We start from the raw sequence: 14,288 nt of genomic DNA, 5'->3' as shown, positions 1-14,288 counted from the left end.
ACGAATATAATTTTCAAAGGTAAACAAGTATATAGGAGGACTCTAAATGGATATTCTATTTGTTATTCTACTTGTTATTCTTATAATTGTATTAATTCAAGGTAAGGAATACAAAGTGAATATTAATCGTATTTGGCTCATTCCGGCTTTGCTGTGCTTTGTAACAATCCAGTCCATTATTCATATGGGACAATTAAATATATTGCACGTACTACTATTCGTTGCAATGCTCGGAATGGGATTGGGTCTAGGAGTTATTAGGGGAAAAGCTTTAACATTTCGATTAGATAGTGAAACAGGTCATGTATTACGAAAAGGAAATTGGTTAAGTACAATTATTCTCCTTGTTATTTTAGGTGCAAAGGTTTTGATTAAGCAAAGTATGTTTTCTGGCAGTACTCACCACACATTAATGGTTGTAACAAATGCCTTTTTATGTATCACATTAGGTACCGTAATTAGTAGACGCTATTATATTTGGAAAAAATATAATGAATTAACACAAAAAGCGTAAATACATTCGTCCCTTGTTTAACAACGTTGTGAACGGTAATACTAAATAATATTGAACTTTTACAACAAGGGATGATAATATGATATTCATTTACACAGATTTCGGTGGAACGCATACAACCTCGCTAGCTGCAGCTTATCATTTGAATAAATTACCAACGGATCGGAAGTTAACGAAAGAAGAAATTTTAAATGTAGAGTACTTTAATAAACTGAAAACAGAAGATATGGGGAAAATTATTTTTCATGGACAAGATGAATATGGGAATCCAGTATATACAATTGGATGCGGGGCATCAAAGGTCGTTGTACCTGCCATGAAGCATTTAGGAGAGATTCTGCAAAAACATTATCAAAACAATGATAAGATTATTTTTTCTAATACATCACCAACAGTTCCATTGCCAATGACTTTAGGCGGTTTGTTTTCTAGAAGATTTCATATTGATTTTATTGGTGTACCGTTACTCGTATGGGGAGCAAAAATTTGCTGTGATAACATCCAGCGGCTTGTCAGTTATACGAAAGAAGCGGGGCGAATGACGAATGATTATGTTGTTTTTTTAGATAACGAAACATTTAAGTAATGTAATGTTAAAAGAAGGCCGGAAAATTTTGTGGTTTTCTTTTTTTTTTGATAAATAGACAAAAAACATTCACATTTATTATACATCTACTATAGCAAAAATAATAAAGTCCTGTTACTATTACAGGGGATATTCTCTTTTCGTAAGATAAATATATAGAAAAGTCAGAAAAGAGGAACAGAATAAGGGAGGAACAACATGAAGCGTGTTGCTTGGTTTACTGATAGTACAACTGCGAGTTTTACAACAGATGGTGATAACTTTGTTATCCCAATTGAAGTTATTATTGATGGAGTGTCTTATAAGGATTGTGAAGAAGGAGTTCATAAACGTCTTTATGAAGCGTTAAATGATGGAAGAACAGTTACTACTTCGCAACCTAACATAGGGGAAATGGTAGAATTATTTACTAAATGCAAAGAAGAATATGAAGAAGGCTTTGCAGTTGCTATTAGCGGAAAAGTAAGTGGGACCTATCAAAATATGAAGCTAGCTGCTGATATGGCAGGTTTCCCTTTAACTGTATTAGATAGTGAAACGACAAGTTATCCAATGGATGAACTTTTGAGAAAAGCTAAAACGTTATACAATGATGGTATGACTTTACAAGATATACATAAAACATTAGTAGATGAAAAAAGAAGGCCTTTTTATGTATTTCCAAAAAGCTTAAAAGGTTTATATGCAAGTGGTCGAGTAAAGGGAGTTCAATTTTTACTTGGAAGTTTATTAAGTGTCAACTTAATCTTAGAAGTAAAAGGCGGAGAACTTTTACTTGAAAAGAAAGTGCGTAAAATCCAAAAATGTAGAGAATACATTAAAAATGAGCTTGAAAAAGAATTACCAAAAGTACTTCATATGTTCTATGCTAACGATAAAGATGGAGCTGAAGAATGGGTTTTAGATATTAAACAAGCATTCCCTGAAATGGATTTCAAGCTTTATCCATTGCCGATTTCATTTGCTGTACATGCAGGTGAAGGTACAATAGCAATTAGTTATTAAGAGGAAAACCCGTGAATAATTCGCGGGTTTTTTATTTTTTTCTACAACAAATATGAAGTATCCATTGAATCTACCCCATACTAGATAATTATGTATAGATAAAAGGATTTCCTACTATTAGAAAAGAAGTATTTATAAACAAATACTAAAATGGTAGTGATATTATGAAAATCGGTAAATTTGGAGAAAAAAATAATTTAAGTATAGATGCGATTAGACATTATATGGATCTCGGGCTAATTATCCCCGAAAAGAAGGGTGGCCATTATTTTTTTGATGAGTATTGTCAAAAAGATGTAGAGCTTATATTAGAGTACAAATGGCTAGGATTTAGTTTGAATGAAATTAAAGAACTTTTTCTTTATAAAAGTTTAGCAAAATCTATAAATTATGAAAAAGATACTTTTTACCAATCTTTATTTAAATTGAAATATGAAAAGGTGGAACATGAAATAAAAAATTTAAAGGAAAGAAGAGATAAATTAAAGGCAGCGTTAAATGATTTATCTATAACAACTCAGATTTCTAATTCAATTTTAGGGATAGATTTAAGGGTACTTAATTTTCTTACATGTTTTAAGTGTAGCGGGAATTTAATTCTTCAAGATGGAATTATTAATAGCAATCAAATTACGGAGGGGAAATTAACTTGTAATTGTGGCGAAGAGTATGTTATTAATTCAGGGATTTTAACAGCAGGTAAATCGTTTGAAACGTCTGACAGGGCTTCTTTTGAAGATCCTATTTCAAATTATATCCATGAAACTGATTCTTCTTATTTGGAGAATATACATAGAGTAGGAGAATGGGCGAAAAAGAAACTAAAACAACTAGATTTAAATGACAAGGTAATACTTGATATAGGATCAGGTCTTGGATTCTTTTTACGAAATATTTATGAAGAGCTGCCAGAGGATTGCTTATATATTGCTGTTGATCGAGATTTGAATAAACTTCTATTTTTAAAAGATGTAATTGAAAGAAGAAATTCCAAAAGAAACATTCTTTTTATTTGCGCTGATTTTTTAAGTATACCTATTCAGAATCATTCTGTTGATATTGTAATTGATCAGTCTGGTACAAGTAATTACAGTTTTGAGCATGAAAATTTTTTATTACATGAATTAAATTCCCTTTTAAAACCTGATTGTTATTTATTAAGTTCATTTATTTTATTTAAAAATTTCAGCATAAATAGCCAAATTACAACTAGATTTCGAGATAATTTTACGTCTTCAAAAGTGAAGAGAGAAATCCAAAAGCTACAGTTTAATTCCATAGATGAAAGAACTTCAGAATATATAGAACGAGGAGGAAAATACGAGGATTTCTTTGTTCAAGGAGAAGAAATTTATACATATTCATTTTTCGGAAAAAGATGGGGTTAACCCCATCTTTTTTAATTTTTCTTTTAAAAGTTTTTAATACTAGCATATTGATATTGGGTTGACCCGAGAACTTACACTATACGTAATACAAAGTTAAGTGGGAGGGAAAAGTTATGGAGAGTTTACGAATACATTTACAAAATGAAAAAAGCAATCAAGAACTAAGAAATATTTGTCTCTATGTAATTGGGAAAACAGTATCAATATTTGGTAGCTCTATTTATAGTTTTGCATTAGGATTATATGTTTTACAAATAACCGGATCAGCATTAAATTTCGCAATTACACTCATTTTAGGAACGATTCCAATGATTGTTATGAATCCATTTGCCGGCGTAATCGCAGATAAGGTTGATAAAAAGAAGCTGGTTATTTGTATGGAAGTATTAACTCTATAAGTAAAATTATCGATTCTGTATCTTTGATTCTCGGTCCTATGTTAGGTGGCATCATTTTTGCTGTATTAGATATAAAAACTTTTATAATTATAAATGGTATTTCATATATTCTTTCGGGCATATCCATATTGTTTATTCACTTTAAATTGTTCGAGTACAACATAAAAGATGGATGTTCAAAAAGAGAAATTAATTTTATTAAAGATATAAAAGAGGGGTTTTCTTACTTAATTGAAAGGGAAAGCTTAAAAAATACGTTTCGTATTTTAACTGTACTTAATTTCTTCCTAGGTTTTGCTGTAATCGTCCCATTACCATACATAATAAACACAGCTCTCAATCTTAGTTCGAAGCAATTTGGCATGATTCATGGGACTTTTCCAGTAGGAATGATAGTTGGTGCAATATTAGTAAAAAAGATAACTGATCGTTTTTCTTATTCCTATCTTTTAAAAAAATCAAGTTTTATGTTGGCAATTTTTATGATAATTTCAGGGATTCCAATTTCATTCAAAAGTATTGAAGTAGATAATTTTGTATACGTTACTACGTATTGCATTATTATGTTCTTTTTAGGGCTAATGATAGCACTAATTGATATTCCTTTAACTTATTTCATGCAAAAAGAGATTCCCGATGAATATAGGGGAAGAGTGCTCAGTATTGGATTAAGTATAGGTAAAATGATGCAGCCAATAGCACTAGCATTATCAGGTCTATTATTAAATTATATTCCAGCCTACATGCTTCCAATTGCAGGAGGGATAGTATTTCTTATTTTAAATAAAGCTTACTCAAATAAGTTGAATTTAGAAATTCATTCAAAAGATTATAGTGTTTTGCGTAGCTAAGTGATATTGTTAAATGTTTAAAAAGCACAGGAACATCATCCTGTGCTTTTCTATCGTAATTCAGCTGTCTTTCTAATGACAATCTTATCAATATCATCATCTTCTTCACCAATAAATAACCCGCGCTCTTTTAAATATGTTTCAAAGTATAAATCTGCTTCTGCACGTTCATCATATGGCTTTACAGATAGAACGAAACCTAATTTATTTTGCTCCTCTAAATGAGAAGTGGAGATGTAAGCCGGTACATTGTGGCGTAAAAAGAGCTCTTTAACAGGAATGATCATATCTTTCATTAACTTCGTTAACATACCCATTTCAAACTCAAAATTAAAGCGATCTATACTAGATAAATCCGCGAATACTACACCAATAAAACCTGTATTAAATACTTCTTGATATTCTACTTCTTCGTTACCGTAAAAATTCTTTTCAATTAAATAATTTATAAAATAAGAAACACCATCACTTTGTTCAAAAGGTTTTGTTGAAAGAACGAAGCCGATTTTCTTTTGTTTATGTAAATACACACATGACATGTATGCAGCGGTATTATGTTCTTTAAATAATGCACTCGTTGCTCCAGATAGACCATCTAGTACGTGATGCACAATTTGAAGTTTTTTACGAGCGAAATAATAGGATTTCTTTTGTAACTCCAATGTATCAATAAAGACAGAGCCGATAAAGCCTGTATTTGAAATAATAGGTGTTTGCTTTTTTCTTCCTCTGCGCTTTGCTTGAGTCATTGTTGAAATCATCCCTTCATGTACAAATAAATTAAAAAGAACATTTGTTCGTATATTTATATTTTACTATTAAAACGCACTAAAGTAAAGGGTTTTTGACGAAAAAACAATAAAAAAGACACCTATAAAAGGTGCCTTAAACGTTGCAGGGAAGAGGTTTCATCCCATTATTTATATTAAGATACAGATACAATCTCTTCTGTATCTTCTACATCTAAATGACAGTCCATAGTACGAACATCTTGATCTTCATGACTTCCGAAATAAATAGTAATTTTCATATGTATCGCTCCTTTATTCTAGGAATACCTAAAATAATTACTAGTAATGTTAATATTTATTATATACCACTTTTTTCATTCCGACAACGTTATATCATTTTTAATTCTTTTAGGGCGCAAAGAGTGATTTATAGAGATATTTTTATAGAAATAGGTACATTTCTTATATGATATATTTAATACTGAAGGATTCGAATACGAATTTTTATGAAAGGAGCAAAATGAATGAATTATAAACAGTTACTAATAGACAATTTTACATATAAAACCTCATATATTGCGCGGCAGGTAAATGGAATGGATGTAAAAGAAACGAAGGATTACATTACTGTCGACTGCGGATTACCTGCAGATACATTTAATATTATCACACTACTAAATAGTAATGTAACGGAAGGAATCGAGAAATTATATAAGGAGGTAGAATACTATAATCAAAAGAAATTTCCAATGAGTGTTTGGTTTTGGGATGATAAGCAAGAACAGACTATAAAAAGCGAATTAATCAAACTTGGTTTAAAAGAAGCTGAAAAGAATATCGCGATGGTAGCAGAATTAAAAACAATTCATCCAAGAATAAACATGCCAGTAGGTTTTACGATACAAAAAGCATCTTCTTCAGGACAAATCAAAAAGTTTGGAGAAACGTTAGCTAATCTATTTGGTACATCAGAGGAAGGTAAAAATGTACAAGCATACTATAATCAAATTTCTTCTTTAAATTTATGGAATAGCGATAACATGAAACTATACTTAGGTCTTTATAAAGGTGAGGTAGTATCTGTTGGCTCTTTAGTATGTACGAAAGATAGTGTCGGTATTTATGATATAGCGACTAAAGAAGAAATGAGAGGACAAGGATTCGGCTCTACTATGTTTAATTTCTTGCTGCAAGAAGCTGAACAACTAAAAAATACGTATTGCGTATGACAAGCTTCACCTGATGGAATAAATATTTATAAAAAATCCGGCTTTCAAGTTGTAGGACAAATGACTGTTTTTGAAAATCGGCATTTATTTGAGTAAATCATCCAAGTCAAATTGTTTTAAATATAGGAGTTAACATACCGTTATGAAAAAAACAGCTATAATTACAATCATTTGTTTCTTCATAGTAATAAGCATCTTTGTTTTTCAACAAGTAAATGAACATAATTATATAAAAGCTACTAATCAATCAAATCATCTAAAAAACATTGCGCATAGAGGTGCTTCTGCATATGCACCAGAACATACAATAGTTGCTTATACATTAGGACAACAATTAAAAGGTGACTATATAGAAATAGATCTCCAAATGACAAAAGATGGACATTTAATAGCTATGCATGATGAAACATTAAACCGTACAACAAACGGTGCGGGCTTAGTAAAAGAGCATACATTAGAAGAAATAAAGAAACTAAATGCAGGATCTTTTTTCAATAAAAAGTATTCTAATTTAGCAAAGAAAGAATTTGAAGATGCTACAGTTCCAACAATAGAAGAAATTATTGAAACGTTTGGACATAATGCTAACTATTATATCGAAACAAAATCGCCAGATAAATATCCTGGAATGGAAGAAAAACTATTAGAAATTATTAATCATTACCAAATAAATGATAAAGTTATTATTCAATCATTTAGTGAAGAAAGTCTGCGAAAGATTCATAATTTAAATGCCAATATACCGCTAGTACAATTATTATCACATAAAAAAGCAGTTCAATTAACAGAATCAGAAATAGAAAAGTATAAAACATACTGCATAGGTCTTGGTATGAATTACAAATATATTGATGCAACCTACGTAAAAAAAATAAAGAATTATGGATTAGAAGTTCATCCATTTACAGTAGATAATGAAAAAGATATGAAAAAGTTACTAGTATGGGGTGTAGACGGCATGTTTACTAATTATCCGGATCGTTTACATTCAATATTGGATTTGAAAAATCATAAATAAAAAGAATTACCCGATAGGAAATGATGTACGGCTGTTTTCCTGATGACAACATACTTGAATACATTGAGCCGAAGTTTAAATAACTATGCAAAAGAGAAAACAAAAAGAATCCAATAAAAATATTGGATTCTTTTTATTTAGTTCTATGCACCCATCGTGAAACAATAGGATAATGAAATTCTTTATTTTGTAATTCATATAAAATCCCTTTAAGTGGTCCTAAAATTACGGCGGCTAAAAGTATTATATATAGTGGAATTGTTCCAAAAATAACAAATAAGGAATTTGTACTCAAGTCAATGTGTAATAAGGAAAGCATGATCGTACGGTTTACTACGAAGTTCCAAAGAAATACAGCGAGCCATACTCCAAATTGGAAAAGGGCTGATTCTAGATTCATCTCTTTTATACTTTGTGATTTGAAAACGAAATAAAGTATGAGCGGTATAAAGAAAAGTGTATTACCAAAGAGGAAAAAGGCCAAGAAAGATAATAAAGTAATTGCATGTATCACTAGTTTAATGTTTTTATCTTGTGATAGTAGCATTAAAATCCTCCTATATTTAATTTAGATGGTAAAAAACAATATAACCCATTATATCATAGGAAACATGAAATCTAAATAATCATACTATTCTCTGTATTGAGCATAATTTTTCATAAGATTACTCAGAAAGTAATCAAAATGCAACTAATTTTCCCTCTGTTTTTTATATTTTTTTGATACACTGGCTACGAGAGGAATGCCAATTAAGGTAGGTAAAAACCAAAACCATATAGGCGGCAGTAAATTAATAATTGGAATATGAATTCCGACGTTTACTAAAAGTGCGGTTACGGCACCGATATAGGAGCCTAACATACCTCTAATATGGTGATGAACCCAATTTTTCCAACGCTTTTTTCCTGCAAGATAACCATAAATCGCAAATGAATAAGAGAAAATTGCTACATAAAATAAATATGCGATTTTATCCCAGTTTATAATGGACAATATAATTGCAGTAAGAGTTATTACAACGTAAGATGCATGATATATTTCTCCCCATTCTGTATGTTTCCCTTTCTTTTTTTGAGCAAGCATCGCTACAATTCCCGTAATTAAACATATGGTTCCAAATAATATGTGAATGGTCAAAAGGATATTGAAAATGCTCATATTAATTTCTCCTTTTTATTCTTATAGTATTGCAGTATAGGAGAAAAGTTGAATATTATTGTTAGTTCGACTTAATATATTGAAATAAGGGTATCCGCTAAAGATTGACGGTGATTCTTATGAAGAACTCATTTTATTAGGAAACGAAATGCGATTGTGGTAAATAAGATATAACAAAAATCCTCTTTACATTAAAGAGGATTTTTGTTATTCCATCAACCCACGGATCAATTCACTTAATATATAAATTCCTCGATTGATTTCTTCAGGGGAAGCATATCCATACGATAAACGTATATATTGATCTGATTCTTCTTCATAAATACGTCCTGGATTTAAAAGAATGCCCTTCGATAATGCTTCTGAAAATAGTTTTTTCATCGAAATGTTAGGCACTACCCTTAGCCATATAAAAAATCCACCTCTAGGAATATCCCATGTAGTAATGTCAGCACAGTACATATTTAATGCTTGTATCATTATTTGTCTTCGTTCTTTTAGATGAATCCTTACATTGGCTACGTGCTCCTCATAAAAACCTCTACTCAACCATTCTGCAGCAACTCTTTGAGATAAAGAACTTGACCCATAGTCAGTTTGCATTTTTATGTCTGATAATCTCTCAATAACAGGCTCTGGTCCGATAATCCAACCAATCCTAAGTCCTGGGCTAAGTGTTTTAGATAGACTACCGATATATAAAACATGTCCATATTTATCCATCGACTTTAAAGGAGGGGGCGGTAGTTCATCCATCCATAACTCACGGTAAATATCATCTTCAATGATAGGCAATTGTTCTTTTTCGCATATTCTTAGTATTTCTTTTCGTCGATCCTTGGACATTAATACACCCGTCGGATTTTGAAAACAAGGAATCGAATATAAAATATTTTTCTTTTGACTATAATTAATTCTTCTTAACAAATCATTAGGGATAATTCCATGTTGATCCATCTGTATTCCAGAAAGGTGAATATTAGCCGATTGAAATACGTGAAGAGAATATAAGTAAGAAGGTCGTTCAAGTAAAACAGTTGACTCTCTATGTAAAAGACCGATTGATATTAATTGTAATGCCTGTAATGCACCAGAGACTATTAATATAGAGCTTGGTGATGTATTTATTCCAAATGATTTTACATAATTACTTATTGCTTCACGTAAAGGGAGATATCCTTTTTGTTCTTCATATCCGAAATAATCTAGTTCCTCACATACGTTACGCATAATGAATTGCATAGTTTCTAACGGGAAAAGATGAGGTGCAAGTTCTCCTTTACTAAGATGAATCAATTTTTTATTTGCTTCTGCTTTATTTATTTCTCGTACCATTAACTTGCTTGGTTTATGAATACCAGCCTTTACATATTCACTCCAATCGGGCGGGGGATTGGTGGCTAATAATGACCATGTATTATTCGTTACAATTGTTCCTGATCCGATTTTCCCTTGAATTAAGCCATCTGCCATAAGTTCTTCTAGTGCAATTATTACAGTACTACGATTTACATGAAATAATTTCGCTAACTGCCGCTGGCTAGGAACCTTACTTCCAATCGGCCATTCTCCGTATTCAATTTTTTCTTTCATATAGTCTATTATCTGCCGATATTTAGGCAGTTTTTTATCAGTAGACATATTAAAAACTCCCTCATTCATTTTAAAAATGCAAAGTGGTTGGTTTTTTCGAGGATTAACTGGTTGAAGACATTGTATCAACTATTAAATATGATGAAAAGAAATAATTGGTAATTAGAAAATGGCTGGTTTATTGGAGAGGGAGAGAATATATGCATAATAAAAAATGGGATTTTCGTATTGTATGTGCTCACGCTTTTACGATTCTTATATGGGGAACAGCTTTTCCAGGAATTCGGATGGGGCTTGAAGCTTACACCCCTGAACACCTTACTTTGCTACGATTATTAATCGCTTCTTTGATTCTTTTTCTGTTTTCACTTATATACAAGTTACGTTTACCTGATTTGAAAGATATTCCAGTAATTTTTATATTTGGTGCTCTTGGATTTACAATTTATCATATTGCACTGAACTACGGTGAAAAGAGTGTGAATGCTGGACCTGCTAGTTTAATTGTATCAGTAACACCTATATTAACGGCAATTCTTGCTTCTGTTTTTTTGAATGAAAGAATGAAATTAAATGGTTGGATCGGTGGTGTAATTAGTTTTGTAGGAATTGCTTTTTTATCGTTAAGTCAAGGAGATTCCATTCAATTGAATAGTGGGGGATTACTAATATTATTGGCGGCAATTTCAGAAAGTCTATTTTTCGTTTTTCAAAGGCCATACTTAAAAAAGTACGGTTTCTTGCCATTTACAATATATACAATTTGGTCTGGTACTGTATTTATGCTTATTTTTTTGCCAGGGATTTATCAAGAAATCGTAACAGCTCCTATAGAAATTACTTTGAGTGTTATATATTTAGGTGTGTTCCCGACAGTACTACCGTATATTGCATTAGCATATATTACATCCCATGCCAGTGCTTCTGAGGCAACAAGTTCTCTATATTTAACACCAGTAACTGCATGTATTATCGCTTGGATATGGTTAGGTGAGGTGCCAACCTTTGTTTCGATAATTGGAGGGGGAATTACTATACTTGGAGTTGTGATTGCTCATTTAACATTTAATAAAGATGATTATAAGCAAATTGAGAGTGAAAAGGTATGGTAAGACATCCCTACGAGTATTTGCAATTTGAATGCAAAATTTCGGATTAATAACAGGTTTTCAATTCTATAAATATAGTGAAAAAAATCTATATTAAAATCAGTTAGTCCAATATTTGTACGAGATTTAATTAAACTGGTAGATTATTTATCTGCAAAAGAACTAGCATAATGCTAGTTCTTTTTTATCAATACATTACTCACCATTAATATTTGCTTAGAACTGTATAGATTTAATTTTTTTCCACATATACATAATTATCTTACCTATGAAAGGAGTGCATTTCTTGGAGAAGGTTTTATTTTTTGGAGACCCAGGTATTGATGATTCGTTTGCAATTATGTATGGCTTACTGCATCCTGAAATTGAAATTGTTGGTATCGTAACTGGATATGGAAATGTTGAACATATACATGCCGCTCATAATGCCGCATATATTTTACAGTTAGCAAACAGACAAGATATTCCTGTAATTAGCGGTGCAACAGGCCCACTTACAAATGAAATTACAACGTATTACCCTGAAATCCATGGACCAGAAGGATTAGGGCCCATCCATGTACCGGAAAGTGTGTTATCTATTCCTATATACAATTTTGGTAGTATTGCTGCGATTCTTGTAAAGTATGGAGAAGATTTAACAATTGTCGATGTAGGAAGATCTACCTCGTTAGCGATTGCTTTTAATTTATGGAACGAATTGATGTTAAATATAAAAGGAATTTATTTTATGGGTGGTGTCTTTTTAGAAGCAGGGAATGTTACTCCATTAGCAGAGGCAAACGTGTACGGAGATCCTATAGCAAGTCAAATTGTATTTCAGCAAGCGAAAAATATAACGTTATTCCCTTTAAATGTAACAAATAAAACGGTTTTAACCCCAAGTGTATTTACTTACATTTTAGTTAATACACAAAATCCATTTAAGTCGATTATGAAACCCATGTACGATTATTATTTATCAGCATACCAAAAACTCAATCCATCTATTGAAGGGCCATTATTACACGATGTACTTGCTATAAGCGGTTTAGTGAATCCTACATTTTTAAATTATACATCCCGAAAAGTGACTGTGGATATATGTGGCGAAACGAAGGGACAAACTTTTGCTGATTTTCGCCCACACTCTAAATCTGAAGGGGCGCGTATAGCGTTACAATTAGATGAGGAAAAATTTATTCAGGATTTTATGAAAATCATGTTATAAGTTGATGTCGAAAAAGGGAATCATTTCACTCCGTTGAATATAAAAGATAAATTCTCTTTTAAAGGAGCTTAAAATAGTGAACGTTCAATTAAAAATTGTTACGAGAGAAAATTGGGAAGACGCATTAAAGTTACGAGTTAAAGAAAATCAAATCCATCTTGTTCCCGCAGTGGCAGTATCACTTGCTAAAGTATACATAAAACCAGATGGTGAAAATGTCGAATATATTCCATTCGCTATATATGATGGTGACCTTATAGTTGGTTTTATTATGCATGCTTTTGTACGAGAGTCAACAGATATGTATTGGATTAACGGATTTATCATTGATGAAAAAGAGCAAGGAAAAGGATATGGAAAAGCAGCATTACAGGAAATCATTAACTTAATAAAAAATAACTTTAAAGAGTGTGAGGAAATTAGATTAACTGTCCATAAAGATAATATTTCTGCAAAGAAACTATATGAATGTTATGATTTTAAACCATTAGGAAATGTATATGACGGTGAGGAAGTATATCGCTTATTGTTGTTGAAATAAAGATGTACTGTTTTGAAACAATAAGTTGTTCCGTTAAAGGGTCATATTGCGGAGAATTGGTTGTACTAATTCATATAAATTATCGCAAACTCAATTCACGCAATTATTTAAACATTTTATTATAAAACAGTATTTATATATACTTAAACTATCATTAACAAAAACATCAATGGAGGAACTAATATGAAAGAAAGCAATAAAAAAGAGTTGTCACTAGAGCAACGTGAAGAATTACTACAAACATTGAAAGATCGTTTTGAGAATAATATGAACCGTCATAAAGGTTTAGAATGGGCTAATGTTCAAGAAAGGCTGGATGCTAATACTGAAAAGTTGTGGTCGCTCAACGAAATGGAACGAACTGGTGGCGAACCTGATGTTGTTGATTTCGGTAAAGAAAAAGGCGAATATATTTTTTATGATTGTTCAGCAGAAAGTCCTAAAGGTCGTAGAAGTGTTTGTTACGATCTTGAAGCGCTAGAATCAAGAAAGAAACATAAACCAGAAAATAACGCTATTGATATGGCAACTGCCATGGGTATTGAACTATTAACGGAAGAAGAATATCGTACATTACATAATCTTGAAAATTTCGATATGAAGACGTCGAGTTGGGTGCAAACACCTTCTGATATTAGAGAACTTGGCGGTGCCCTTTTTTGCGATTATCGCTTTGGACATGTCTTTGTGTATCACAATGGAGCAGAATCCTACTATGCCGCAAGAGGTTTTCGGGGTTCGTTAAGAGTCTAAAATTTGTACAGGCAGGTAAATTTGAAGTAGAGAATAGATTTGCTTAGGGAATAGTAGTGATTGCATACTTTAGCTACGGCTTCGATTTTGAGGCCGCAAAGAATAGGGCTAATCAAACCTTATTGTAAAAGAATGAATCAACTAAAAATATTAAGAGTATGTTTTGATAATTTTTTTCATAAACATACTCTTTTTTAGAATCA

13 protein-coding genes and 2 pseudogenes are annotated in these 14,288 nt (G+C 31.5%); 11 read left to right on the top strand and 4 right to left on the bottom strand.

Features of this window, described 5'->3' with window-relative positions; genetic code table 11:
* Window positions 1–46 precede the first annotated feature (46 nt).
* The 5 genes and pseudogenes from MHH59_RS13180 (at window position 47) to MHH59_RS13160 (ending at window position 4,742) form a co-directional block, all read left to right on the top strand.
* On the top strand, window positions 47–514 hold the full coding sequence (locus tag MHH59_RS13180; RefSeq protein ID WP_340851393.1) for a DUF1453 domain-containing protein: 468 nt from the start codon (window positions 47–49) through the stop codon (window positions 512–514).
* Window positions 515–593: 79 nt separating this feature from the next.
* Complete coding sequence (locus tag MHH59_RS13175) at window positions 594–1,100, top strand: DUF3189 family protein (RefSeq protein ID WP_340851392.1); 507 nt, start codon at window positions 594–596, stop codon at window positions 1,098–1,100.
* Between the two features lie 198 nt (window positions 1,101–1,298).
* Window positions 1,299–2,105 carry a DegV family protein gene (locus MHH59_RS13170; protein ID WP_340851390.1) on the top strand — a complete coding sequence of 269 codons (807 nt, stop codon included), beginning with the start codon at window positions 1,299–1,301 and terminating at the stop codon, window positions 2,103–2,105.
* 164 nt (window positions 2,106–2,269) lie between these two features.
* A complete protein-coding gene (locus MHH59_RS13165) occupies window positions 2,270–3,493 on the top strand; it encodes a methyltransferase domain-containing protein (RefSeq protein WP_002168281.1) in 1,224 nt (407 codons plus the stop codon).
* Between the two features lie 113 nt (window positions 3,494–3,606).
* Window positions 3,607–4,742 (top strand): annotated as a pseudogene (locus tag MHH59_RS13160) (MFS transporter).
* A gap of 50 nt (window positions 4,743–4,792) precedes the next feature.
* On the opposite strand, the gene MHH59_RS13155 reads toward MHH59_RS13160, so the two are convergent.
* A complete protein-coding gene (locus MHH59_RS13155; protein WP_340851387.1) occupies window positions 4,793–5,491 on the bottom strand; it encodes a hypothetical protein in 699 nt (232 codons plus the stop codon).
* Window positions 5,492–5,997: 506 nt separating this feature from the next.
* Between MHH59_RS13155 and MHH59_RS13150 the strand changes: the two are divergent.
* Both MHH59_RS13150 and MHH59_RS13145 read left to right on the top strand, forming a co-directional pair.
* Window positions 5,998–6,798 (top strand): annotated as a pseudogene (locus MHH59_RS13150) (GNAT family N-acetyltransferase).
* Window positions 6,799–6,844: 46 nt separating this feature from the next.
* On the top strand, window positions 6,845–7,720 hold the full coding sequence (locus tag MHH59_RS13145; RefSeq protein WP_340851385.1) for a glycerophosphodiester phosphodiesterase: 876 nt from the start codon (window positions 6,845–6,847) through the stop codon (window positions 7,718–7,720).
* A 133-nt stretch (window positions 7,721–7,853) separates the two neighbouring features.
* Here the strand turns inward: MHH59_RS13145 and MHH59_RS13140 are convergent, their stop codons facing one another.
* From MHH59_RS13140 to pdxR, 3 genes are all read right to left on the bottom strand, one after another.
* Window positions 7,854–8,267 (bottom strand): hypothetical protein, encoded by a 414-nt coding sequence (locus tag MHH59_RS13140; RefSeq protein ID WP_340851383.1) that lies wholly within the window; start codon window positions 8,265–8,267, stop codon window positions 7,854–7,856.
* Window positions 8,268–8,411: 144 nt separating this feature from the next.
* Window positions 8,412–8,879: a hypothetical protein gene (locus tag MHH59_RS13135; RefSeq protein WP_016120287.1), complete on the bottom strand. Its 468-nt coding sequence runs from the start codon at window positions 8,877–8,879 to the stop codon at window positions 8,412–8,414.
* A gap of 207 nt (window positions 8,880–9,086) precedes the next feature.
* Window positions 9,087–10,520 carry a MocR-like pyridoxine biosynthesis transcription factor PdxR gene (gene pdxR / locus MHH59_RS13130; RefSeq protein ID WP_340851382.1) on the bottom strand — a complete coding sequence of 478 codons (1,434 nt, stop codon included), beginning with the start codon at window positions 10,518–10,520 and terminating at the stop codon, window positions 9,087–9,089.
* A 152-nt stretch (window positions 10,521–10,672) separates the two neighbouring features.
* On the opposite strand from pdxR, the gene MHH59_RS13125 reads away from it, so the two are divergent.
* From MHH59_RS13125 to MHH59_RS13110, 4 genes are all read left to right on the top strand, one after another.
* Window positions 10,673–11,584, top strand: a complete 912-nt coding sequence (locus tag MHH59_RS13125; RefSeq protein ID WP_002185732.1) for a DMT family transporter — start codon at window positions 10,673–10,675, stop codon at window positions 11,582–11,584.
* Between the two features lie 283 nt (window positions 11,585–11,867).
* Window positions 11,868–12,791 (top strand): nucleoside hydrolase, encoded by a 924-nt coding sequence (locus tag MHH59_RS13120; RefSeq protein WP_002127616.1) that lies wholly within the window; start codon window positions 11,868–11,870, stop codon window positions 12,789–12,791.
* Window positions 12,792–12,867: 76 nt separating this feature from the next.
* Entirely contained in the window at window positions 12,868–13,332 is a 465-nt protein-coding gene (locus MHH59_RS13115; RefSeq protein ID WP_002168287.1) for a GNAT family N-acetyltransferase, read from the top strand.
* Between the two features lie 183 nt (window positions 13,333–13,515).
* Window positions 13,516–14,085, top strand: a complete 570-nt coding sequence (locus tag MHH59_RS13110) for a DUF4256 domain-containing protein (RefSeq protein WP_000665071.1) — start codon at window positions 13,516–13,518, stop codon at window positions 14,083–14,085.
* The last annotated feature ends 203 nt before the right edge of the window (window positions 14,086–14,288 follow it).

The sequence above is a fragment of the Bacillus sp. FSL E2-0195 genome, assembly GCF_038003645.1.
Lineage (GTDB): Bacteria > Bacillota > Bacilli > Bacillales > Bacillaceae_G > Bacillus_A > Bacillus_A mycoides.
This window is presented reverse-complemented; position numbering and strand designations above follow the sequence as displayed.